This window comes from Streptosporangium sp. NBC_01639, assembly GCF_045209755.1.
Classification (GTDB): domain Bacteria; phylum Actinomycetota; class Actinomycetes; order Streptosporangiales; family Streptosporangiaceae; genus Streptosporangium.
In genome coordinates, this window is record NZ_CP109272.1 from 6,113,554 (window position 1) to 6,135,174 (window position 21,621).

16 protein-coding genes are annotated in these 21,621 nt (G+C 70.1%); 11 read left to right on the forward strand and 5 right to left on the reverse strand.

Translation table 11 applies throughout. From position 1 onward, the window contains the following. Positions 1-386 precede the first annotated feature (386 nt). Positions 387-1,466 (reverse strand): PQQ-dependent sugar dehydrogenase, encoded by a 1,080-nt coding sequence (locus OHA77_RS27960; protein WP_406312407.1) that lies wholly within the window; start codon positions 1,464-1,466, stop codon positions 387-389. A 72-nt stretch (positions 1,467-1,538) separates the two neighbouring features. On the opposite strand from OHA77_RS27960, the gene OHA77_RS27965 reads away from it, so the two are divergent. From OHA77_RS27965 to ilvC, 5 genes are all read left to right on the forward strand, one after another. Then, complete coding sequence (locus OHA77_RS27965; protein ID WP_406312408.1) at positions 1,539-2,447, forward strand: 2-hydroxyacid dehydrogenase; 909 nt, start codon at positions 1,539-1,541, stop codon at positions 2,445-2,447. Positions 2,448-2,705: 258 nt separating this feature from the next. Continuing rightward, the gene (locus OHA77_RS27970; RefSeq protein ID WP_406312409.1) at positions 2,706-5,372 is read left to right on the forward strand and encodes a putative bifunctional diguanylate cyclase/phosphodiesterase; all 2,667 of its coding nucleotides are present in this window, start codon (positions 2,706-2,708) and stop codon (positions 5,370-5,372) included. Positions 5,373-5,613: 241 nt separating this feature from the next. Next, on the forward strand, positions 5,614-7,356 hold the full coding sequence (locus OHA77_RS27975) for an acetolactate synthase large subunit (protein ID WP_406312410.1): 1,743 nt from the start codon (positions 5,614-5,616) through the stop codon (positions 7,354-7,356). A 52-nt stretch (positions 7,357-7,408) separates the two neighbouring features. Continuing rightward, positions 7,409-7,933: an acetolactate synthase small subunit gene (gene ilvN, locus OHA77_RS27980; protein ID WP_326825210.1), complete on the forward strand. Its 525-nt coding sequence runs from the start codon at positions 7,409-7,411 to the stop codon at positions 7,931-7,933. A 39-nt stretch (positions 7,934-7,972) separates the two neighbouring features. Then, entirely contained in the window at positions 7,973-8,953 is a 981-nt protein-coding gene (ilvC, locus tag OHA77_RS27985; protein ID WP_326826914.1) for a ketol-acid reductoisomerase, read from the forward strand. A gap of 102 nt (positions 8,954-9,055) precedes the next feature. Here the strand turns inward: ilvC and OHA77_RS27990 are convergent, their stop codons facing one another. Beyond that, positions 9,056-9,907, reverse strand: coding sequence for a CAP domain-containing protein (locus OHA77_RS27990; protein ID WP_406312411.1), 852 nt, complete (start codon positions 9,905-9,907; stop codon positions 9,056-9,058). A gap of 398 nt (positions 9,908-10,305) precedes the next feature. Next, on the reverse strand, positions 10,306-11,856 hold the full coding sequence (gene dacB, locus OHA77_RS27995) for a D-alanyl-D-alanine carboxypeptidase/D-alanyl-D-alanine-endopeptidase (protein WP_406312412.1): 1,551 nt from the start codon (positions 11,854-11,856) through the stop codon (positions 10,306-10,308). A gap of 122 nt (positions 11,857-11,978) precedes the next feature. Between dacB and OHA77_RS28000 the strand changes: the two genes are divergently transcribed. Then, positions 11,979-13,322 (forward strand): MFS transporter, encoded by a 1,344-nt coding sequence (locus OHA77_RS28000; RefSeq protein WP_406312414.1) that lies wholly within the window; start codon positions 11,979-11,981, stop codon positions 13,320-13,322. Here the strand turns inward: OHA77_RS28000 and OHA77_RS28005 are convergent. After that, complete coding sequence (locus OHA77_RS28005; protein WP_406312415.1) at positions 13,303-13,848, reverse strand: FHA domain-containing protein; 546 nt, start codon at positions 13,846-13,848, stop codon at positions 13,303-13,305. The genes OHA77_RS28000 and OHA77_RS28005 overlap by 20 nt on opposite strands. A gap of 88 nt (positions 13,849-13,936) precedes the next feature. Between OHA77_RS28005 and OHA77_RS28010 the strand changes: the two genes are divergently transcribed. The 4 genes from OHA77_RS28010 to OHA77_RS28025 all read left to right on the forward strand — a co-directional run bounded on the left by OHA77_RS28010 (position 13,937) and on the right by OHA77_RS28025 (position 18,726). Then, positions 13,937-14,464: a PadR family transcriptional regulator gene (locus tag OHA77_RS28010; protein WP_326825205.1), complete on the forward strand. Its 528-nt coding sequence runs from the start codon at positions 13,937-13,939 to the stop codon at positions 14,462-14,464. A 49-nt stretch (positions 14,465-14,513) separates the two neighbouring features. Continuing rightward, complete coding sequence (locus tag OHA77_RS28015) at positions 14,514-15,221, forward strand: ABC transporter ATP-binding protein (protein ID WP_406312416.1); 708 nt, start codon at positions 14,514-14,516, stop codon at positions 15,219-15,221. Then, positions 15,218-17,809, forward strand: a complete 2,592-nt coding sequence (locus OHA77_RS28020; RefSeq protein ID WP_406312417.1) for an FtsX-like permease family protein — start codon at positions 15,218-15,220, stop codon at positions 17,807-17,809. Before OHA77_RS28015 ends, OHA77_RS28020 begins: the two co-directional genes overlap by 4 nt. 380 nt (positions 17,810-18,189) lie before the next feature. Beyond that, the gene (locus tag OHA77_RS28025) at positions 18,190-18,726 is read left to right on the forward strand and encodes a hypothetical protein (protein WP_406312418.1); all 537 of its coding nucleotides are present in this window, start codon (positions 18,190-18,192) and stop codon (positions 18,724-18,726) included. 48 nt (positions 18,727-18,774) lie between these two features. Here OHA77_RS28025 and OHA77_RS28030 read toward each other — a convergent pair whose 3' ends face one another. Further along, entirely contained in the window at positions 18,775-19,740 is a 966-nt protein-coding gene (locus OHA77_RS28030) for a hypothetical protein (RefSeq protein WP_326825201.1), read from the reverse strand. Positions 19,741-19,948: 208 nt separating this feature from the next. On the opposite strand from OHA77_RS28030, the gene serA reads away from it, so the two are divergent. Beyond that, positions 19,949-21,538, forward strand: a complete 1,590-nt coding sequence (gene serA / locus OHA77_RS28035; protein ID WP_406312419.1) for a phosphoglycerate dehydrogenase — start codon at positions 19,949-19,951, stop codon at positions 21,536-21,538. The last annotated feature ends 83 nt before the right edge of the window (positions 21,539-21,621 follow it).

Genomic DNA, 21,621 nt, shown 5'->3' on the forward strand with positions numbered 1-21,621 from the left:
GTCTCTGCGGTGCTCGGCCCTGCACTGGTCGGAGAGGAACGCGTCAGCTACGGCGACCGGCCCTGAACGGTCCCGTACGGATTGCTTCAGCGTCCGTGAGATCCATGGGCGGTCGGAGAGTGAGCGGCTACGGTCTGCACGCCGTACGGCGGGGCCGTCTGGCGCGGAGGTGGGTGGGTGTTCCGGCCGGCTTATAAAAAAGCGTAACCACCGCGCCCGTCAGGCCGGAGGCCTGAAAAACGAGACGGTGACTGCGACGGCCGGCCGGAACACCCACCCACCGCAGCGCGAACGGCCACCCACCCCCGGAAACACCCCGCGGCCAGTGAACCCCGCAGCGCAAGAGAACACCCACCGCAGCGCGCACCGAAACACCCGCAACCGAGCTACGGGGTCACGGTGAAAATGCGGTCGTCGTCGGCAGTGGGGGAGCCCCGGCCGTCCTTGTTGCTGGTCCCGAACCACAGGGAGCCGTCACGGGCGACGGCGACCGCGCGGATCCTGCCGTAGCGGCCGTCGAACCTGGCGACGGGCGTGTCGGCCCTGCCGCCGGAGTCGAGAGGAACCTGCCAGAGCTTGCCGCCCCGCAGTGCGCCCACCCAGAGGGAACCGTCGGCGTAGGCCATGCCGGAGGGAGAGGCCTGGTCGGTGCTCCAGGTGATCAGTGGGTTGATGAAGCGCGGGTCGTCGCCGACGCCCTCGACCTCGGGCCAGCCGTAGTTGCCGCCCTTCCTGACGAGGTTGATCTCGTCGAACGAGTTGGACCCGAACTCGCTGGCATACATGCGTCCGGACGGGTCCCAGGCCATGCCCTGGACGTTGCGGTGGCCGTAGCTCCAGAGCACGTTCGCAAACGGGTTTCCGGGGGCGGGCTTGCCGTCGACGGTCATCCGGAGGATCTTTCCGGCCAGGGAGCCGAGGGCCTGGGCGAGGGCGCGGTTCCCGGTCTCACCGGTGCTGGCGTAAAGGTATCCGTCGGGGCCGAAGGCCAGGCGGCCGCCGTTGTGGATCGAGCCTTTGGGGATGCCGTCGAGGATCACGGTGGCTTCGGTCAGACCCCGGTCGTAGCGGTAGCGCACGATCCGGTTGTCATGGGCAGAGGTGAAGTACAGGAAGACGTAGTGGTCCTCGGTGAAAACGGGAGAGATCGCCACGCCCAGCAGGCCGCCCTCGCCGTCGGGCCGTACGCCGTCGACCGTGCCGATCTCGGTGACCTTTCCCGCGGCCGTGACCCGCAGCAGCCTGGCGGTGTCGCGTTCGGTCACCAGGGCGTCGCCGTCGGGCAGGAACGCGATTCCCCAGGGCACGGCCAGATCCTTCACCACGGTGCGCGGCTCGCCGAGGGGGGCGCCGGTGTCCGTGGCGGCGGGAGTGGGATCCCGCGCCGTGTCGGCCGGTGTCGCCGAGCATCCCGCCACCAGCAGGGCCGCCGCGAAAAGGGACGTCAGTCGTGTCATCTGAATCATGGAATCTCCTTCTCCGTTTCTACGGTTCCCCGTGGAAGGAGGTTCCCGGACGATCCCTTGGATAATGTCGCCATGAAGATCTGGGTCCCCTCCAAAGCCGCTGCCGATGTCCTGAGTGACCTACCCGATGTGGAGTGCGTGGTCTACGACGGCACGGGACCGGCCCCCGACGGGGCGGCGGAGGTCGAGGTCTGGATCCCGCCGTTGATGCCGGTGGCACGGACCCCGGAACTGCTCGGCCGGATGTCCCGGCTCCGGCTGCTGCAGACCGTCACGGCCGGGGTGGACGCCTACCGGGCGCACCTCCCCGAGGACGTGGTGCTGTGCAACGCACGGGGAGTGCACGACGCGGGGACCGCGGAGTGGGCGGTGGGCGCCATGATCGCCGTGCTCCGGGAGTTCCCGGGATTCGCCGCCGCGCAGCGGGAGGGCGAGTGGACCTACCACCACACGGGTGTGCTGGCCGACTCCACGGTGCTGATCGTCGGCTACGGCTCGATCGGTGAGGCGCTGGAGCGGCGGCTGGGCGGGTTCGAGGTGGACGTCGTCCGGGTGGCGAGGACCGCGCGGGAAGGTGTGCACGGCCAGGACGAACTGCCGGAGCTGCTGCCCGGGGCGGATGTGGTGGTGCTGCTGGTCTCGTCCACCCCCGCGACCACAGGGCTGGTCGACGCGGGCTTCCTGGCCGCGATGAAGGACGGCGCCCTGCTGGTGAACGCCGCCAGAGGCGGTGTGGTGGACACCGGCGCGCTCGTCGCCGAGTTGGGCAGGGGGCGGATCCTGGCGGCGCTCGACGTCACCGACCCCGAGCCGCTGCCTCCGGGGCATCCGCTGTGGACGGCACCGGGGGTCTTCATCACCCCGCACGTGGCGGGCAGCACCCCGGCGTCCGGGCGTCGAATGCTGCGGCTGCTCCGCTCCCAGCTTCTGCGTTATCTGGCGGGCGAACCACTCAAAAACATCATCACCGGATCATACTGATCGGCGTCCGCGCCGCCCTGAACCCCCGCTGACCAGGTCTTTACCCACTGGAATCCGTACCGACCAGGAAAGGAATCCCGAACGTGGCTGCCTCGTGACCTGGAGTACGTACGGTGAATTCTGCCACCTCGATCACTCGCGTGGTTATCAGATCGGTGACGACTACGGCGTTGTCACCACCGGCACCGGTTGGAGAGCAGAGACTGACCGTGTGCCGTCGCGGAAGCGAGACGAACCGACACTGATGGGCAGACGACATTGATCCGCTGGCGTGACCCCCGGGTACCGCTGACCATCGCCGCCGGAACCGGCGCGGTGGGGCTCGTTGCCGCTCTTCTCAGCGGCGCCTCGGCCGTGATCGTCGGCCTGGTCGCGGGTGTCGTCGCCGCCGCCCTCGCGGCGGCGTCGCTGTTCACCACGCTCCTGCGAGGGACCGACCGGCGCAGGGCGCCGGCCTGGCGCTGGCTGGCCGGTGGCTCGGTCACCTGGCTGGTCGGGGTCGGGGTGCGACCGCTCGCGGACGGCACGCCCTTCGCGGTGACCTTCGCCGACCTGGTCGTTCTCGTCGGTACGGCGATGCTCACGGTGGGCACCGGCCTGTCGGCCACCCGGCCCGCCCGGCGGCGGGCGCTGCTGCGTGATCTCGCAGACTCGTACGTGTGCGCCGCCTCGCTCTTCGTGATCGGCTGGGTCCTCCTGCTCGGTCCGGCCTATCGTCAGGCCGACGACGCGGGCACCTTCGCGGCCACCATCGCCCCACCGCTGCTCTGCCTGATCCTCGCGTGCGCCGTGGGCCCGGCGGTGGTGCCGGTACGGCGGTCCGCCTGGCCGGCGGGCCTGGCGGCGCTGGCCGTACTGGCCGCCATCACGGCGGCCGAGACGGCCACCGCGCTGGCCCGGGTGAACGGCGACACGCCGTCGCCGATCGGGATGTGGCCGGTCCCGGTGGCCTTCCTGGTGCTCGCGGTGATCCCATGGCGGTCCCGTACGGCACGCGCACAGGACCCGGAGGACGAGGAGGAGCCGTCCGTCGGTCACACCGCCTCCTCGTTGATCGCCGCCGTTCCGCTGATCCTCGTCGTCGTGGCCACCGCGGTCCTGCTCTTCCGCGTGCTCGGAGGCAGGGTGCAGGGCCCGGTCGGCGTCCTGGCACTCGTCTCGGCGTCGGTCGTCGGAGTCCTCGTGGTCCGCCTGTTCGTGACCTTGGTGGAGTCGAGCCGGATGCGGCGCCTGGTGGACCTCGGCGAGCGGCAGCTTCAGGATCTGGCGGAGAGCACCGGTGACGTGGTCTTCCTGTGCGACCAGGACGGCGTGGTCCGGGAGATCGGCGAGGGCGTCGAGATCACGTACGGATACCGCCCCGACGAGCTGGTCGGTGGAACGATCTTCGATTACATCCACCCCGAGGACGTGCCCGGCATCCAGGTGGCGCTCCGTGCGATGAGCCTGGACGAGGATCCGGTCGAGGGGCCGGGCACCTGCATGATCTCCTGCCGGGTCCGGGCGTCGGACGGCACCTGGCGGCCCACCGAGTCGGTCGCCACCCGCCACGTGCGCGGCGAGGAACTGCTGCTGGTCACCACCCGCGACGTCAGCGACCAGGAGGCACTGCGCAACCAGGTCGCCCACCTGACCTTCCACGACGGCATCACCGGCCTGCCCAACCGGGCCTACTTCGAGGAGCGCACCCGCGAGGTGCTGGCCCGTCCGGGTGCGAGCAGCGCCGTCGTGGTGTTCCTGGACCTCGACGGCTTCACGGCAGTCAACGACTCGGTCGGCCACGCCAGCGGTGACTACCTGCTCGGCCAGGCCGCCCGCAGGCTCCGGGCCGCCGTACGGGCCGACGACACTCTGGCCCGCTGGGGCGGCGACGAGTTCGCGGTGCTGCTGGAGGCCGGGGTGGACGCCCAGACGGCGGTGGATCTGGCCGAGTGGCTGGTCCGCACGGTCTCCTCCGAGCCGTTCCGGGTGGCCGACCGTGACATCGCGCTGACCGCGAGCGTCGGGGTGGCCTTCGCCGAGGACGACGTGTCCTCCGCGGATCTGATCCGGAACGCGGACGTGGCGATGGCCAGGGCGAAGGACCTCGGCGGACGGCGGGTCGAGGTGTTCGCCGCGCACATGCACGCCGATGTGGTGCGCCGTCTGGAGCTCGCCGCCGACCTGCAGCGGGCCCTGCTGGAGAACCAGTTCGTCATCGAGTACCAGCCGGTGGTGGATCTGGCCACGTCGCGTGTCACCGCCGTCGAGGCGCTGGTGCGCTGGTGGCGGGGGAGCACGTTCGTCCCACCCGAGCAGTTCCTCGGTCCGGCCGAGGACACCGGTCTGATCGTTCCGCTGAGTGAGTGGATCCTGCGTGAGTCCTGCCGCGAGGTGGCCGCATGGCGCGCGTCCTCCTGGGACATCGGGCTGTCGCTCAACCTGTCGGCCCGGCAGATCATGGCGCCGCGCTTCGTGGAGACCGTCGAGTCGGCGCTGACCGAGAGCGGCCTGCCGCCTGGCGCGCTGACCCTTGAGGTCATCGAGGAGATGCTGGTCGAGGACGCCGACGAGACCATCACGCGGCTCTCGGAGCTGCGCAGGCTCGGGGTACGGCTGGCCATCGACGACTTCGGCACCGGTTACGCCTCGCTGGCGTTCCTGCGGCAGCTCCCGGTGGACATGATCAAGATTGATCCGTCGTTCGTGTCCGGGCTCGGCCGCGACGAGACGCTCACCTTGCTGACCCGCACGATCGTGCGGCTCGGACACGACCTGGGGCTGGTCGTGGTGGCCGAGGGCATCGAGCGCCCGGAGCAGCTCGCACTGCTGCGTGAGATGGGCTGCACCCGGGGTCAGGGTTTCCTGGTGGCCCGGCCGATGGCCGCTCGCGGTATCGACGGTCTTATGACCACCACTCTCTCCAGCCTGCACAGCGGGGTCTGAGGGCGTCGCGACCCTGATCGCCATCTCGGATATTGAGACTCCCGTCCCATGAATTTGACGTGGACGGGGTCTGTCGGTCATGGTGGAGCCATGCATCACAGTGGGATTCTCGTAGTACTTCGCCGGCGCGCAGGCCGATAGCGAAGCACTTCGACCTGCGCGCCGCCCCAGCTCCGCCGTCTCCGGTGGAATGGGGCATTTTTTATGCCGCCAAACATGCTGAGCCACAAGGAACGAGCCGATGACCGAACAGATGACAGGTGCCCAGGCCCTCGTCAGAGCACTGGAGCACGTCGGGGTCGACACCGTGTTCGGGATCCCGGGCGGCGCGATTCTCCCCGCCTACGATCCTCTCTACGACTCGGCCAAGATCCGGCACGTGCTCGTACGGCACGAGCAGGGCGCCGGGCACGCGGCCCAGGGCTACGCGCAGGCCACGGGCCGGGTCGGGGTCTGCATGGCCACCAGCGGTCCGGGTGCGACCAACCTGGTCACCCCGATCGCCGACGCCTACATGGACTCGGTCCCGATCGTCGCGATCACCGGCCAGGTGGCCAGTGACGCCATCGGCACCGATGCGTTCCAGGAAGCCGACATCTGCGGCATCACCATGCCGATCACCAAGCACAACTTCCTGGTCACCGACCCGGACGACATCCCCAGGACGATCGTGGAGGCATTCCACATCGCCTCGACCGGACGGCCGGGCCCGGTGCTGGTCGACATCGCCAAGGACACGCTCCAGGCGAAGACGACCTTCCAGTGGCCGGTCGTCATGCAGTTGCCGGGCTACCGGCCGGTGACCCGGCCGCACTCCAAGCAGATCCGGGAGGCGGCCAAGCTGATCGCCGATGCCAGGCGGCCCGTGCTCTACGTCGGCGGCGGCGTGCACAAGGCCGGGGCCGCCGCGGAGCTGCTGGAGTTCGCCGAGCTGACCGGCATCCCGGTGGTCACCACGCTGATGGCGCGCGGCACCTTCCCCGACAGCCACCGCCAGCATCTGGGCATGCCCGGCATGCACGGCTCGGTGCCGGCGGTCGGTGCGCTGCAGCGCAGCGATCTGATCATCGGGCTCGGCGTCCGTTTCGACGACCGCGTCACCGGGCAGCTCTCCACCTTCGCCCCGCATGCCAAGATCGTCCACGCGGACATCGACCCGGCGGAGATCTCCAAGAACCGGCAGGCCGACGTCCCGATCGTGGGCGACTGCAAGGAGGTCATCTCCGAGCTGATCGTCGCGGTGCGCAACGAGGGCCGCGAGGGCGACTACCGCGAGTGGTGGACCCAGCTCGACGCCTACCGGACGACCTATCCGCTGGGCTACGAGGAGTTCGAGGACGGTTCCCTCGCTCCCCAGTACGTCATGGAGCGGCTGGGTGCGATCGTCGGACCGGACGCCGTCTACACCGCGGGCGTCGGCCAGCACCAGATGTGGGCCGCCCAGTTCATCGGCTACGAGAACCCCGGCAGCTTCATCAACTCCGGCGGGGCCGGCACGATGGGCTTCGCGCTCCCGGCCGCCATGGGTGCCAAGATGGGCCGCCCCGACGCCACCGTCTGGGCCATCGACGGTGACGGTTGCTTCCAGATGACCAACCAGGAACTCGCCACCTGCACCATCGAGGGTGTGCCGATCAAGGTCGCCGTCATCAACAACGGTAACCTCGGTATGGTCCGGCAGTGGCAGACGCTGTTCTACAACCAGCGTTACTCCAACACCAACCTGCAGACGGTCCGCCGGATCCCGGACTTCGTGAAGCTGGCCGAGGCCTACGGCTGCGTCGGCCTGCGGTGCGAACGTCCCGAGGATGTGGACGCGACCATCCAGAAGGCGATGGAGATCAACGACGTGCCTGTCGTGATCGACTTCGTGGTCCACCAGGACGCCATGGTCTGGCCGATGGTGGCGGCCGGGACCAGCAACGACGAGATCAAGTTCGCGCGCGACATGGCGCCGGCCTGGGACGGCGAGGACCAGCTGTGAGTGATCGAAGCGGGCGGGCGGGCATGCGTGGCCGCCAGGCGAGGAGGAAGGCATGAGCAGGCACACGCTCTCCGTGCTGGTGGAGAACAAGCCCGGCGTGCTCGCGCGCGTCGCGTCGCTGTTCAGCCGCCGGGGGTTCAACATCGACTCCCTGGCGGTCGGGCCGACCGAGCACGAGGACATCTCGCGGATGACCATCGTGGTCAACGTCGAGGAGCTGCCGCTGGAACAGGTCACCAAGCAGCTCAACAAGCTGGTCAACGTGCTGAAGATCGTGGAGCTCGACCCGGCGCAGGCCGTGCAGCGCGAGCTCACACTGATCAAGGTGCGTGCCGACGCCGACACCCGCTCCAGCGTGCTGGAACTGGTCAACCTCTTCCGCGCGCGCTGCGTCGACGTCGCCTCTGACGCGGTGACCATAGAAGTCACCGGGACGCCGGACAAGCTGCAGGCCTTCATCAAGCTCCTGGAGCCGTTCGGCATCAAGGAGCTGGTCCAGTCGGGCATGGTGGCCATCGGCCGCGGCGCCCGTTCCATCACCGACCGTTCTCTCCGGGCCCTGGACCGGACTGCGTAAGCCGTACGAGAAACCCGAAAGGTTAAGCAAGTGACTGAGATCTTCTACGACGACCAGGCCGACCTGTCGATCATCCAGGGCCGGCATGTGGCCGTCCTGGGATACGGAAGCCAGGGACACGCCCACGCGCTGTCGCTGCGTGACTCCGGCGTGGACGTCCGGGTGGGTCTGCCCGAAGGTTCCAAGAGCCGGGAGAAGGCCGAGGCCGACGGCCTGCGGGTGCTCACTCCCGCCGAGGCCGTCGAAGAGGCCGATCTGACGATGATCCTGGCGCCGGACCACATCCAGCGTCACCTCTACGCCGAGCACGTGGCCCCGAACCTCGTCGAGGGCGACGCCCTCTTCTTCGGCCACGGCCTCAACATCCGCTACGGCCTCATCGAGGCGCCCGAGGGCGTGGACGTGGCCATGGTCGCCCCCAAGGGCCCCGGTCACCTCGTCCGCCGCCAGTACACCGCGGGCCGCGGCGTGCCGTGTCTCGTCGCCGTCGAGAAGGACGCCAGCGGCGCGGCCTGGGACCTCGCGCTGTCCTACGCCAAGGGCATCGGCGGCACCCGCGCCGGCGCGCTGAAGACGACCTTCACCGAGGAGACCGAGACCGACCTCTTCGGTGAGCAGGCCGTGCTCTGCGGTGGCGTGTCCGAGCTGATCAAGGCCGGGTTCGAGACCCTGATCGAGGCCGGCTACCAGCCCGAGGTCGCCTACTTCGAGTGCCTCCACGAGATGAAGCTGATCGTCGACCTGATGTACGAGGGCGGCGTCTCCAAGATGTACTGGTCGGTCTCCGACACCGCCGAGTACGGCGGCTACTCCCGTGGCCCGCGCATCGTGACGCCGGAGACCAAGAAGGAGATGCAGCGCATCCTCGCCGAGATCCAGTCCGGCGAGTTCGCCAAGGAGCTGGTGGACGAGTTCGACAGCGGCCAGAAGAAGTTCACCGCCTACCGCGAGGAGCTGGCCGAGCACCCGATCGAGAAGACCGGTGCCAAGCTGCGCCCGATGATGAGCTGGCTCAAGTAGGACGGATCCCGCCCCTGGGGCGGTTTTCGGGGTGAACGGCGGCGCCCCCGCGACGGATGACCGTCGCGGGGGCGCCGCTGTTTCCGGTGGGAGACTCGGCGCCTATCTGGCGGCGAAGTCCTGGGTCCAGTAGATCTTGGAGCTCTTGGCCACGCCGACACCGATGAGGGTGTACTTGCAGTTCATGATGTTGGCCTTGTGACCCGAGCTGTTCATCCAGGAGCTCATCACGGCGGCCGGGGTCGTCTGTCCCACGGCGATGTTCTCCGCCCAGCGTGACCCGCCGGTGAAGCCGGCCGCCCGGATGCGGTCCATGAAGCTGCGGCCGTCCTTGGAGGTGTGGCTGAAGTAGTTCTGGGCCGCCATGTCGGCCGAGTGGCCGTAGGCGGCCTTGCGGAGCTGCGCGTCGTGCTTGAGGGGCTGGCAGCCGCCCTTCGCCCGCTCCGCGTTGACCAGCCGCAGGACCTCGTTCTCGTCGGCCGTGCCGACCGTGCTGGCGGGCGGGGGTGTGGTGGGGGTGGCGGTGGGCTTCGCCGTGGGTTTGGCCGTCGCGGTGGGCACGGGGGAGGGGGTCCCGGCGGGGGAGCAGGACAGCCGCGCCGCCTTGGACGTGCCGGAGTGACCGCGGTAGTCGGTGACGACCGTGTAGTAGACGCCGGGCGTGCACCGCAGCGCGACGGTGACCCGACCGTTGCCGCCTCTCTTGGACGCGCTCCTGACGATCGGGTCGGGACCGGCCTCGGCGCGCTTGATCCGGACACGGACCAGGGCGGTGTCCTTGCAGCCGAGTCGGGCGGCGGACGCCTGGATCTTACCCGTGGATGTGACGTGGGGAGCGGCCGCGTACACGCCGCACACGCTCTGGGGCGCTGTCGCGGCCTGGGCCGTGGCGATCGGCGTGCTGAGCGCCGCCAGGCTCCCGAGGCACGCGAGTACCCCTAGCGGTCTACGCATATCGGTTCCTCCAGTGGAAGGGACGCTGGATGGCCCCGCATTCTGCCGGTGATGGATACCCTTTGTCATCAAATTTCAGACATTAATTTTGAGTTACCGGTAAACCGAAGAGCCTCCAGAGGCGTCTGGGACCGCTCCCGGCCGCACGCCGGCGGGCAGGAAAATCCAGCGGTGTCGGGCGGCACCCCCTTACGGATCGCCGGCTCCCGGCTGTTCGGCGGAGATCGGGGGGCGGCTTCCGGGGGACACGGCGGCGCCCCCGCGACGAATGACCGTCACGGGGGCGCCGCCGTGTCCTGCACTCTCTTCTGTCGGTGAGTCGGTGAGTCGGTGGGTCGGTGGGTCGGTGGGTCGGTGGGTCGGTGGGTCGATAGGTCAGCGGTCAGCAGGTCGGTGGATCAGCACTCGGCGGGCTTCAGCCAGGAGCACTCGACGTCGGCGGAGTCCTGCCGGACCTGGCGGAGCTGGACGGTCGCGACGTCGGCGGGGGCGGTCCGGCTGAACTGGGCGAGCCGGATGGCGATCTTGTCCTCGATGTCCTTGGGGGAGGCGGACAGGAACTGGTTGAGCATCACGGAGAAGACCAGGGGTTCGTTGTCCGCGCTGGTCACGTAGCCGGACAGGGACGTGACGCCGGTCAGCGAGCCGGTCTTGCCGCGGACGTTCCCGGCGGCCGGGGTGCCGCGCATCCGGCTCCGCAGCGTGCCGCCCACCATCCGGTCGGGGTCGCCGGCGATCGGCAGCGCGTCGTACCAGGTGGAGAACCAGGGCTTGGCGCGCAGCGCGGTCAGCAGGTTCGTGATGCCGTCGGGGGTGAGGCCGTCCACCCGGGACAGGCCGGAGCCGTCCCGCATGCGCAGCGCCGGCATGCCGTTGGCCTGGCCGAAGGAGGTGACGGCGGCGAGCCCGGCGCTCCAGGTCCCCGCGCCGGAGACCTTGCGGCCGATCGCCTTGGTGAGGATCTCGGCGTGCATGTTGTTGCTGAGCTTCATGAACGGGATGAGCAGCTCGCTCAGCGGCATCGAATCGTGCGAGGCCACGGTGGCCGCCCCCGCCGGAGCGGCCTCGCGGGCCGTGCTGCCCAGCACCCGCACGCCGTGCTTGGACAGCGCCTTGCGGAAGAGCGAGGTGGCGTATCCGGTGGGGTCGTCGACGGTGACCCAGTCGTCGTACTTCTCCGCGACGGTCCCGGTGATCAGCACGGTGTTGGTGCTGTGCTGCCGCTCGATCGTCACGTCGGTCTCGGCCCCGGTCGTCGCCCGGTTGTCGAACTTCAGGTAGCCGGTCTCGGGGGTGGTGGAGACCTTGACGGGCTTGCCGGCGGCGTCTCCGGGGGAGACCGAGACGATGACGGTCCCGGCGTCGTAGTCGGTGTCGGGCGAGGCGGTCAGTGCGGAGATCTGCGCCGAGTAGTAGTACGGCTCGTCGTCCCAGGCCCAGTCGGTGCCCAGGGGCACCGAGTCGAACCAGGTGTCGTCGGCGGCCAGCTTGCCGGTGACCACCTTGATCCCCGAGGCGGCCACCCGGGCGGCCAGCGCGTCGTAGTCGGCGCCGAGCATGGTCGGGTCGCCGGTGCCCTTGAGGTACAGGTTCCCGGTGAGGACCGAGCCGGCGCGCCGACCGGTGGACAGCACGCTCGTGGTGAAACGGTAGTCCAGGCCGAGGGAGTCGACCGCGGCGGCCGAGGTCACCAGCTTGGCGTTGGAGGCGGGGGTGAGGATCTTGTCCGGATCCTGGGAGTAGAGCTTCTCGCCGGAGGCGGCGCTCTTGACCACCACCCCCGTCCGACCGGGGGCCAACCGGGCGTCGCTGAGGATCTGGTCGATGTCCTTGACCAGGTCGGTGACGCCGGAGGTGGGTTCGAGTGCGCTCGCCGGGGCCGAGCTCCAGGCGAGACCGGCGAGCAGGAGGGCGGATACGGAGATGGTGGTTCGTCGCGAGGACCGCACGGTTTCTCCCTGTGCCTAGGTGTCTGCGGAGATCATGAGGAATCGCAGGCCTGGCGACAATACGGAAATGTTCGTATCTTTCGGGCCTGTCAAGCGGTTGCTTGCTGCGATTGAATGTGCGCATGGTCACATCGGAGCCCGCTCCCGCCGTCGTCACCGTGCCCCGCGGCGTCCGCATCGGCTACGGCGTCGGCTCAGTCTCCACCGCGACGTTCTCCACCGTCCCGGGATTGCTGCTGTTGTTCTACATGACCAACGTGCTGGCGGTCCCCGCGTGGCTGGCCGGCCTCGTGGTCTTCCTGCCCAAGCTGTGGGACATGTTCGTCAACCCCTGGGTGGGACAGCGCTCCGACCGCACGGTCTCCCGGCTGGGCGCGCGCCGCCCCTGGATGCTCGTCGGCGCGGTCACGCTGCCCGTGACGTTCGCGCTGACGTTCGCCGGCCCGCCGCTCACCGGCGTGCCCGCCGCGCTGTACGTCGCCGTCTGCTACTTCCTCACCGCGACGGCGTACGCCTTCTACGAGGTGCCCTACAAGGCGATGGCCGCGGAGATGACCGACGACTACCACGAGCGCTCGTCGCTGCTGCAGTGGAAGATGTTCTTCGTCGGCCTGGCGATCCTGCTGTCGGGAGCCGTCGCACCGGTGATCGCCGGCACCGAGGCCTCCGGCTACCGGCTGATGGGCCTGATCATCGGGGGCGTGCTGCTGGTGTCCATGCTCGCCTCCTTCGCGGGTACGGCACGTGCCCCGATGGTCGCCAGGGTCGAGGCCGAGACGTCGATCCGGGCCCAGTTCGCGGCGGCCCGCTCCAGCCGGCCGTTCATGGTGCTGCTCGGCCTGAGCTGCGCCCAGATGTTCGCCGCGGGCATCCTGCTGGCGGGCGCGCCGTACTTCGCCACCTACGTCCTGGGCGACCCGGGCACGACCACCACGCTCTTCGTGTGCGTCGTCGGTCCCCTGCTGGTCACGATGCCGGCCTGGGTCTGGCTGTCCAAGCGCTACGAGAAGCGCGGGGCGATGATCCTCGGGGCGGCGCTGTTCACCGCGGGCACGGTCGGGATGGCGTTCGCCGAGCAGTTCGGGTCGGTGTACGCGCACGCGTGCGTGCTCGTCGTCGGCGTCGGCTACGCCGGGTTCCAGCTCCTGCAGTTCTCCATGCTGTCGGACGTGATCGTCTACGACGCGACGGTCACCGGCAAGCGCCGCGCCGGGGTGTTCACCGGCCTCTGGACGGCCTGCGAGACCGTGGTCTTCGCGCTCGGCGCGCTGGTGCTCGGCTGGCTGCTCGGCGCGACCGGATTCGTGGAGTCCGACCCCGCGACCCCGGTCGCCCAGCCCGAGTCGGCGATCACGGCCGCGCTCTACGGGGCCACGCTGCTGCCCGCGCTGCTGGCGGGGATCAGCGTCCTGCTGACGATGCGCTACACCCTGAACGCGGAGACGCTCAGATCAGCTGGGCAGTGATCACCAGGAACATGCAGTCGCCGAAGGAGAGGACGTCGCCCGGACGGACCTTCGCCGGTCCGACCAGGCGCCAGTCGTTCAGCCGGGTGCCGTTGAGCGAGCCGAGGTCGATGACGATCCAGCCGTCCTCGTCGCGCCGGAGCTCGGCGTGCACCCGGGACACGGTCAGGTCGGCCAGCACCAGGTCGCAGGCCGAACCGCGGCCGACCACGTAGCGGATGCGGCTGTCGCCGGGCAGCGCGAGCCGGGGCAGCCGGGGGCGCCGCCAGGCCGACTCCACCCGTTTGGTGAAGTCGGAGGCCGAGGAGACGATCTCGGTCACCGCGCGGCGGAACCGGCCCCGGGGCGGCAGGTCGGCGATCAGGTCGTCGAGCTCGCCCTGACTGCGGGCGCGCAGCGCCATGTCGACGCGGCCGAGGAACGTGTCATGTGAGAGCCGGCCCTCCACGGCGCGGTCGCGGAGCTCGTTGATCGCACGATCGCGGTCCCCGTCGGACGCGCGGGACGGGGGAGGGGGCGAGCTCATCCCCCGAGTATCAGCCCCCGGGGCGGAGCCTGTCCAGAATATGCGGATCTCTTGCGGAGGACATACTGAGTATGCATACTCAGTATCTATGGCGATCCGACAAGGCCTACTCGCCCTGCTGAGTCAGGGCCCCCGCTACGGCTACCAGTTACGGGCCGAGTTCGAGGCGTCCACCGGGGCGACCTGGCCGCTCAACATCGGCCAGGTCTACACGACGCTCTCCCGCCTGGAACGTGACGGCCTGGTGGCCCCCGGCGAGCAGGACGATCAGGGCCGGGTCGTCTACACGATCACCGAGGCCGGTCGGGCCGAGCTGGAGCGATGGTTCAGCACCCCCGTCACCCAGTCCGACCGGCCCCGGGACGAGCTGGTCATCAAGCTCGCGCTGGCGGTCACCGCGTCCGCGGACGTGCGGCCCGTCATCCAGGCCCAACGCACCACGACCATGCGCACGCTGCAGGAGCTGACCCGCGCCAAGCGGGCGAGCGCGGCGGGTCCCGCGCAGCGGCTGGTGCTCGACTCGATGATCTTCCAGGCCGAGGCCGAACAGCGCTGGCTCGACCACTGCGAGGCCGTGCTCACGGCCTCCCCCCAGACACAGGAGAAGCAGAGTTGACTTCCTTCCCAGGGCTGAAGCCCGGGGTCTCCACGCCCAAGGAGATTCGATGAGTTTCGATCCGGTCGTACGGCTCGCGGACGTGAGCCGCGTACACGGAGACGGGCCGCAGGCCGTACCGGCGCTGCGTGAGGTGAGCCTGGACGTCGCCGCCGGAGAGCTGGTCGCGGTGATGGGGCCTTCGGGGTCGGGCAAGTCCACCCTGCTCAACCTCGCCGGCGGGCTGGACCGGCCCACCTCGGGTGAGGTCGTGGTGGAGGGCACACCGCTGTCCGGCATGTCGGCCGGAGAGCTCGCCGGGCTCCGCCGCCGCCACATCGGCTACGTCTTCCAGGACCTCAACCTGATCCCGTCGCTGACCGCGGCGGAGAACGTCATGCTCCCGCGCGAGCTGGACGGAATCAGAGCCGGGCAGGCCCGCCGCGAGGCGGGGGACGCCCTCGCCGAGGTCGGTCTGGCCGACATCGCCGGCCGCTTCCCCGACGAGATCTCCGGCGGCCAGCGCCAGCGGGTGGCGATCGCCCGCGCCCTGGTCGGCGAGCGGCGGCTGATCCTGGCCGACGAACCCACCGGCGCCCTGGACACCCCGACCGGCGACGACGTCCTCCAACTGCTGCGCGCCCGGTGCGACGCGGGGGCCACCGTACTGCTCGTCACCCACGAACCCCGCTACGCCGCCTGGGCCGACCGGGTGATCTTCCTGCGCGACGGCGAGATCGCCGATTCCACCGCCACGCCCCTGGAGAGTGCCCGATGAACGCTCTCCTCGCCGCGCTTCGGATCTCTCGCCGGGGGATCGGGCAGGCCAGAGCGCGCAGCGCGCTCATCATGGTCATGATCGGTCTGCCGGTGCTCTTGCTCACTGTCGGCGTGACATGGCAGGCCACCGGGGACGTCACCACCAGGGAGGGGCTGGACTGGAACATCGGCGCGGCCGATGCCCACGTCCGGGAGAGGGCCTCCAGCAAACCGGTGAGGCAGAGCGCCGACGGGTCTATTCGGATCGACGCGAGAGGCAGTGGCGTCCAGTACAGGAATCTGACGGAGCAGGAGGTTCTCACCCTCTTCGGGCCGGGTAGCCGGGTTGTCCCCTCGCGCCTAGCCTGGACCGGTTACCAGGGGGCGAAGGGCTACCGGGAGCACGACTTCCGGGAGATCGACCTGCGCGACCCGATCACCAAGGGCATGTACAAGCTTCTGTCCGGGCGCCTGCCGCGGGTCGCGGGGGAGGTCGCGGCGAGTCCCGGCGCGGAGCTGCGGGAGGGAAGCACCGTCACGGTGAGCGGTACGGCCGCCGCCGTCACCGTGGTCGGCGTCGTCGAACCCCAGCGCGAGCCCGAACGTCCGGAGATCGTCGCGCTTCCGGGAACCGTGTTCGACGGGAGCAGGAAGGTCAGCACGAACTGGCTCATCGACACTCCCGCCCCCGTCTCCTGGCAACGGGTTCGCGAGATGAACCGGCACGGCGTCGCGGTCCTCTCGCGAGAGGTGGTCGATGCTCCGCCCTCGGGGAACGGCCCGGAGGACCCCGTCCCCCAAGGGGCGGTGGACGGTTCCGACATCACGACGGTGGCCCTGGGCGCCATCATCATCGGGCTGGAGGTCGTCCTCCTGGCCGGCCCGGCGTTCGCCGTCGGCATCCGGCGCCGCCAGCGCGAGCTCGCGCTGATCGCCGCGCAGGGCGGTTCGCCCCGCCACCTGCGCGGCGTCGTCCTCGCCGACGGACTCACCCTCGGGTTCGCGGCCTCCCTGCTCGGAGCTGCGGGCGGGATCGGGATCGGCGCGGCCGTCACGCCGCTCGCTCTGCACGGCCCCTTCGAGGTGCCCATCGGCCGGATCGCGATCGTCGTGCTCCTGGGGGTGGTGAGCGCCCTGCTCGCGGCGGTCGTCCCTGCGGTCCAGGCGTCGAGGGCGGACGTGGCGGAGGCGCTGGCCGGTCGCCGGGGCCGGGCCAGGGAACGCCGGGGCCTGCCGGTGCTGGGCCTGGTGCTGCTGTCGGGAGCGATAGCGATCATCGTCATCGGCCCCGTCCTGCCGAGGCGGGGTATGGGCTTCGGGCTGTACCAGGTCAGCCTGCTGGCGGGCGCGGTGCTCGGGCAACTCGGGCTGGTCCTGCTGACGCCGTGGCTGATCGGCGCCGCCGCGCGCCTGGCGACGCGGCTGCCGCTGCCGTTCCGGATGGCCGCCAGGGACGCAGCGCGCAACCGGGGCCGCACGGCCCCTGCCGTGGCCGCGGTGCTCGCCGCGACCGCGGTCTTCGCAGGTGTGGCGGTGGTGATTTCCAGTCAGAGCGCTCAGAGGGGGACGAGGTACGAGCCTCAGTACCTGATGGGGAGCACGGTCGTGACCTCCAACGGGTCCAGCCCGGCGATCTGGCGCGAGATCAAACGAGCCACCGCCTCCGCCCTGCCGGGAGTGCCGCTGATCGAGGCGGGAGAGTTCGCCAAGCCCGGCTTCTCGCATGTCAATATCGTGGTTCAACCCGGCTGCACGAGAGATTGCCCGACACCCTTCATGGGGTTCCGGGAGCCGCTCGTGGGCGGGACCGACCTGGCCCGCTATTTCCTGCGCGGCCCCGACCCCGTCGCGGAGGCCGCCCTCGCGGCCGGTAAGGCGGTCGTGTTCGACCCGCGGGTGCTGCGCGACGGGATGCTCGTCTTCACGGCCGAGCTGCAGAAGCGCACCTCGCACTCGGTGCCGGCCGTCGTCCGGCGCCCTCAGGGTGAGCCGCTGGTGAGCGCAATACTGCCCGTCTCGCTGGCGGCCCAGCTTGGCCTCACCGTCGGGTACGACACTCTCATCGTCGATCCGGCCGCGCCGCGTGTGACGCCGGAGCAGGAGGCACGGCTGGACGCCGCCGTGCGGACCCTCAGCCGCTCGGCCTATGTCAGGACCGAGCGGGGTTTCCAGGACGGCAGCGCCGCGATGCTGCTCGCCCTCGCCCTCGGTGCGGCCGTCCTGGTTCTCGGAGGAACGTTCGCCGCGACCGGGCTGGCCGCGGCGGAGAGCCGCCCCGACAGGGCCACGCTGGCGGCTGTGGGGGCGACGGGCCTCGTCCAGCGTCTCCTCGTCGCGGGTCAGGCCGCGTTCGTCTCCGGTCTGGGTGTGGCGGGAGGGATGCTCATCGGGCTGGTCTTCGGCGTGGTGGGCTACCTCAGCAAGTTCTCCGGAGGTCGGGTCGAGGGAGTGTGGGTGAACAGTGGGCCGGTCGGCTCGTTCGCCTCCGAGGTCGACGTGCCGTGGCTCGCGCTGGCGAGTGTGCTGGTTGGCCTGCCTCTGCTTGCGGCGCTGATGGTGGCGCTGTGCGTCCGGACGAAAATGCTGCTCACCCGCCGCCACACCTGATCTCGGTTCACGGCCCCGCGAGGAAGCGGTGAGCCCGTCGGCAGCCTCCCCGAACGTAGGAGACACAACGATGAGTTTCGACCTGCCCACCTCTGGTTCCACCTCCACTCCGGAGAGCGTCCGATGAGCGCCCTCCTCGCAGCGCTGCGCATCTCCCGGCGCGGAATCGGGCGAGCCAGGGCGCGCAGCACGCTCAGCCGTGGGGATCGGCCTGCCGCTGGCGGCACTGATCGCGATGGCGTTCGCCAGGACCAGGACTACGCTGACCCGCCGGATGGGGTAGGCGAAGCTTCCGGCCGGGCGACGGCGAGGGTACGCCGGGCCGGGCGGGAGAGCTGGTAGGTGTGGTGGTATCCCAGTTCACGGCAGCTAGCGAGACGATGGCCGACAGCACCGAACATCTCAGATCCCCCAGGCGCTCGGGCATGCTGGGCCGGATCCGGCGGCGCGAGCCGTCCGAAAGGCTGCTGTTCGGCGCCGTCTACGGCACCGTTCTGGCCAGCAGCTTGGCAGCCGCCCTGGACCAGGCCCCTGCCAATCCCGGATACGACGCGTTGTGGGTGCTGATCTCCGGGCTGGTGGCAGCCGTCGCCCACGGGTACGCGCACGTGCTCGCCCACCACACCGTGACCGGCGACAAGCCCCTTGTTCACGCGGCGCGTTCGGTGCTGACCGAGTGGCCGCTAGTGGTGGCCACCTTGCCGACCGCGGGCGTGCTCCTCGTGGCCCACGCGGGGTGGTGGGATCCGTACACCGCCGTCAGCGTCGTCCTGGTGTTCAACGCGGTCACGCTGTTCGGCTGGGGGATGTGGGCCACCAGGGCCTCCGGCGGCTCCTGGCCGGCCGCCTGGAAGGTGGGGTGCGTCGACATGCTGCTGGGCCTGGCCATCGTCGTCGCGAACACTTTGATCAAATAAGCCCGGGGCCGTCGTCCGGCGGACGACGACCCCGGGCCGGTGATGTCCTCAGTCGGTGACGTCGGCGCAGACCACGTGGGCGCCCAGCTCGACCATCCGCTGCTCGCTGTGCGCGTCGGCGACCCTGGCCATCAGGATCGGCGCCTCGCTGGAGGCGAGCTGCGGCAGCCGGGCCCGGACACCGCGGTGGATGTCCCTGACCACGTCCTCGGCCGCCGACATGTGCACCTTGACGTGCAGCATGATGCCCGGGGCGCCGGAGGAGGTCCGGGACTCGGAGATCCACACGTGGTGGACGAGCGGGTAGTCGGCGAGCAGGTGCGAGATCGCGACGCGCAGCGCGGGCAGAATCGGGTGCTCGCACCGCCGGTAGCCGGGGTCCACCATCTGCATCGGCCCCGACAGATGGGGCCGGGGCGAGGGGATCCACGGCTGGGCGGGCGCGGCCGGCCCCGAGTTCCGCCGAGCCACCGGGGCCGGGTCCGGGGTCCTCGGGGGGCGTGCCACGGGGGAAGCCGGGGGGCGCGCCACGGGGGGAGCCGGGGGACGCGCCACCGGGGGAGCCGGAGGGCGGGTCACGGGAGGAGCCGGGGAGCGCGGGACCGTGGCCATGGCCCCGGTCGCGTACGCCGTCGGAGTCGTGCCCGACAGCGCCGGCGTGGGGCCGGTGCGGGTCGAGCGCAGATAGCGCTGGAGATCCTCGATGGGCACGGCGGCGGCCGCCGGGCCCGCGGCGTCGATCACGATTTCCCGCACACCGGTGACGCGCTGGATGTCGAGGATGGTGTCGGCGTCGCAGGCCGACAACGAGTGGCTGCCACGGTGCCGTGCGTAGGTGCTCGCCGAGGTGTATCCGAGCAGCACCCGATCACCGCTCTGCGTCGTGCCCAGCACGACGGAGCGATCCGGTCGCACGGCAACCAGGAGTCCCCATTCGGCAAGCGCTGCCAGCAGCCGGTGCGGGCCGCCGTGCTGTGCGAGCACATCGCCGAGGGCGGGGTTCCCGATGCTCATATGAGGAACGATAGGTAGGGGACCACGGCTTATGAGGGTAATCGTGAAGTTTTCTCCGGATCAATACCAACTTGAATTTTCTACGCATGAGTTGTGACAGGGGCGGGTAACCGTCTCGGATCGCGGGACACTCGTGAACGCATTCACAAGCGCCGATAGACTACGTGAGGTCCGTGCAGCAGCCTCCACGTCTCAAAGGATCCAGCCTGTGAACAAGCCCGTCGTACTGGTCGCAGAGGAACTCTCGGAAGCCGGTCTCGCGGTCCTGGGCGCGGACTTCGAAGTCCGCCACACCGATGGCGCCGACCGCGCCCAGTTCCTGCCCGCTCTCGCCGACGTGGACGCGCTCATCGTGCGCAGCGCCACGCAGGTGGACGCCGAGGCCATCGCCGCCGCGCCGAAGCTCCGGGTCGTCGCCCGCGCCGGCGTCGGCCTGGACAACGTGGACGTGGAGGCCGCCACCAAGGCCGGCGTCATGGTCGTCAACGCGCCCACCTCCAACATCACCAGCGCCGCCGAGCACACCGTCGCGCTGATTCTCGCCTCGGCCCGCAACGTCGCCCAGGCGCACGCCGCGCTCAAGGACGGCGAGTGGAAGCGCTCGAAGTACACCGGCGTCGAGCTCGACGAGAAGGTCGTCGCCATCCTCGGCCTCGGCAAGATCGGGCAGCTGGTCGCCCAGCGCCTGCAGCCGTTCGGCGTCGAGCTGATCGCCTACGACCCCTACCTGCAGCCGGCCCGCGCCGCGCAGATGGGCGTCCGCCTGGTGTCGCTGGAGGAGGCCCTGCGCGAGGCCGACTTCATCACCGTGCACCTGCCCAAGTCCAAGGAGACCATCGGGCTCATCGGTGACAAGGAGCTCCACACGGTCAAGCCGTCGGTGCGCCTGATCAACGTCGCCCGCGGCGGCATCATCGACGAGAACGCCCTCTACTCCGCGATCAAGGAAGGCCGCGTCGCCGGCGCCGGCATCGACGTCTTCCCCAAGGAGCCCGTCACCGACAGCCCGCTGTTCGAGCTGGACCAGGTCGTCGTCACCCCGCACCTGGGCGCCTCCACCCATGAGGCCCAGGAGAAGGCCGGCACCCAGGTCGCGCGCAGCGTGAAGCTCGCCCTGGCCGGCGAGTTCGTGCCGGACGCGGTCAACGTCCAGGGCGGCGTCGTCGCCGAGGACGTCAAGCCGGGCCTGCCGCTGGCCGAGAAGCTCGGCCGGGTCTTCACCGCCCTGGCCGGCGAGGTCGCCACCAGGCTCGACGTCGAGGTCCGCGGCGAGATCGCCTCCCAGGACGTCCGCGTGCTGGAGCTGGCCGCGCTCAAGGGCATCTTCACCGATGTGGTCGAGGACTCCGTCACCTACGTCAACGCCCCGCTCCTGGCCAAGGACCGCGGCGTGACCGTCGAGCTGATCACCAGCTCGGACAGCCCCGACTGGCGCAACGTCGTGACGGTCCGCGGCGTCCTCGCCGACGGCCGTACGGTCTCGGTCTCCGGCACCCTGTCGGGCCCGCGCCAGATCACGAAGATCGTTGAGGTCAACGGCTACCAGATGGAGATCGAGCCGACCGACCACCTGTCGTTCTTCTCCTACACCGACCGTCCCGGCGTCGTCGGCGTCGTCGGCCGCATCCTGGGCGACCACAGCATCAACATCGCCTCGATGCAGGTGGCCCGGGACGCGAAGGGCGGCAAGGCCCTCATCGCGCTGACCGTCGACACCGGCATCCCGGCCGACGTGATCGACCAGATCGGTGCCGAGATCGGCGCCGACAGCGGACGCTCGGTCGACCTGGCCGAATAGCTTTCACTCCGTACGGCTGCCGCCCCGCAGACCGGGGCGGCAGCCGTACGCGTCTCAGCATGTGAGAAATGCGTACGGTGGGC

Coding starts and splice junctions, on each gene's coding strand:
- OHA77_RS28020 (WP_406312417.1), top strand. CDS start 15,218: ATGAACGCTCTCCTCGCCGCGCTTCGGATCTCTCGCCGGGGGATCGGG.
- OHA77_RS28000 (WP_406312414.1), top strand. CDS start 11,979: ATGGTCACATCGGAGCCCGCTCCCGCCGTCGTCACCGTGCCCCGCGGC.
- OHA77_RS27990 (WP_406312411.1), bottom strand. CDS start 9,907: ATGCGTAGACCGCTAGGGGTACTCGCGTGCCTCGGGAGCCTGGCGGCG.
- OHA77_RS28015 (WP_406312416.1), top strand. CDS start 14,514: ATGAGTTTCGATCCGGTCGTACGGCTCGCGGACGTGAGCCGCGTACAC.
- ilvN (WP_326825210.1), top strand. CDS start 7,409: ATGAGCAGGCACACGCTCTCCGTGCTGGTGGAGAACAAGCCCGGCGTG.
- OHA77_RS28010 (WP_326825205.1), top strand. CDS start 13,937: ATGGCGATCCGACAAGGCCTACTCGCCCTGCTGAGTCAGGGCCCCCGC.
- OHA77_RS27975 (WP_406312410.1), top strand. CDS start 5,614: ATGACCGAACAGATGACAGGTGCCCAGGCCCTCGTCAGAGCACTGGAG.
- OHA77_RS27960 (WP_406312407.1), bottom strand. CDS start 1,466: ATGATTCAGATGACACGACTGACGTCCCTTTTCGCGGCGGCCCTGCTG.
- OHA77_RS28025 (WP_406312418.1), top strand. CDS start 18,190: ATGGCCGACAGCACCGAACATCTCAGATCCCCCAGGCGCTCGGGCATG.
- OHA77_RS28005 (WP_406312415.1), bottom strand. CDS start 13,848: ATGAGCTCGCCCCCTCCCCCGTCCCGCGCGTCCGACGGGGACCGCGAT.
- OHA77_RS27965 (WP_406312408.1), top strand. CDS start 1,539: ATGAAGATCTGGGTCCCCTCCAAAGCCGCTGCCGATGTCCTGAGTGAC.
- OHA77_RS28030 (WP_326825201.1), bottom strand. CDS start 19,740: ATGAGCATCGGGAACCCCGCCCTCGGCGATGTGCTCGCACAGCACGGC.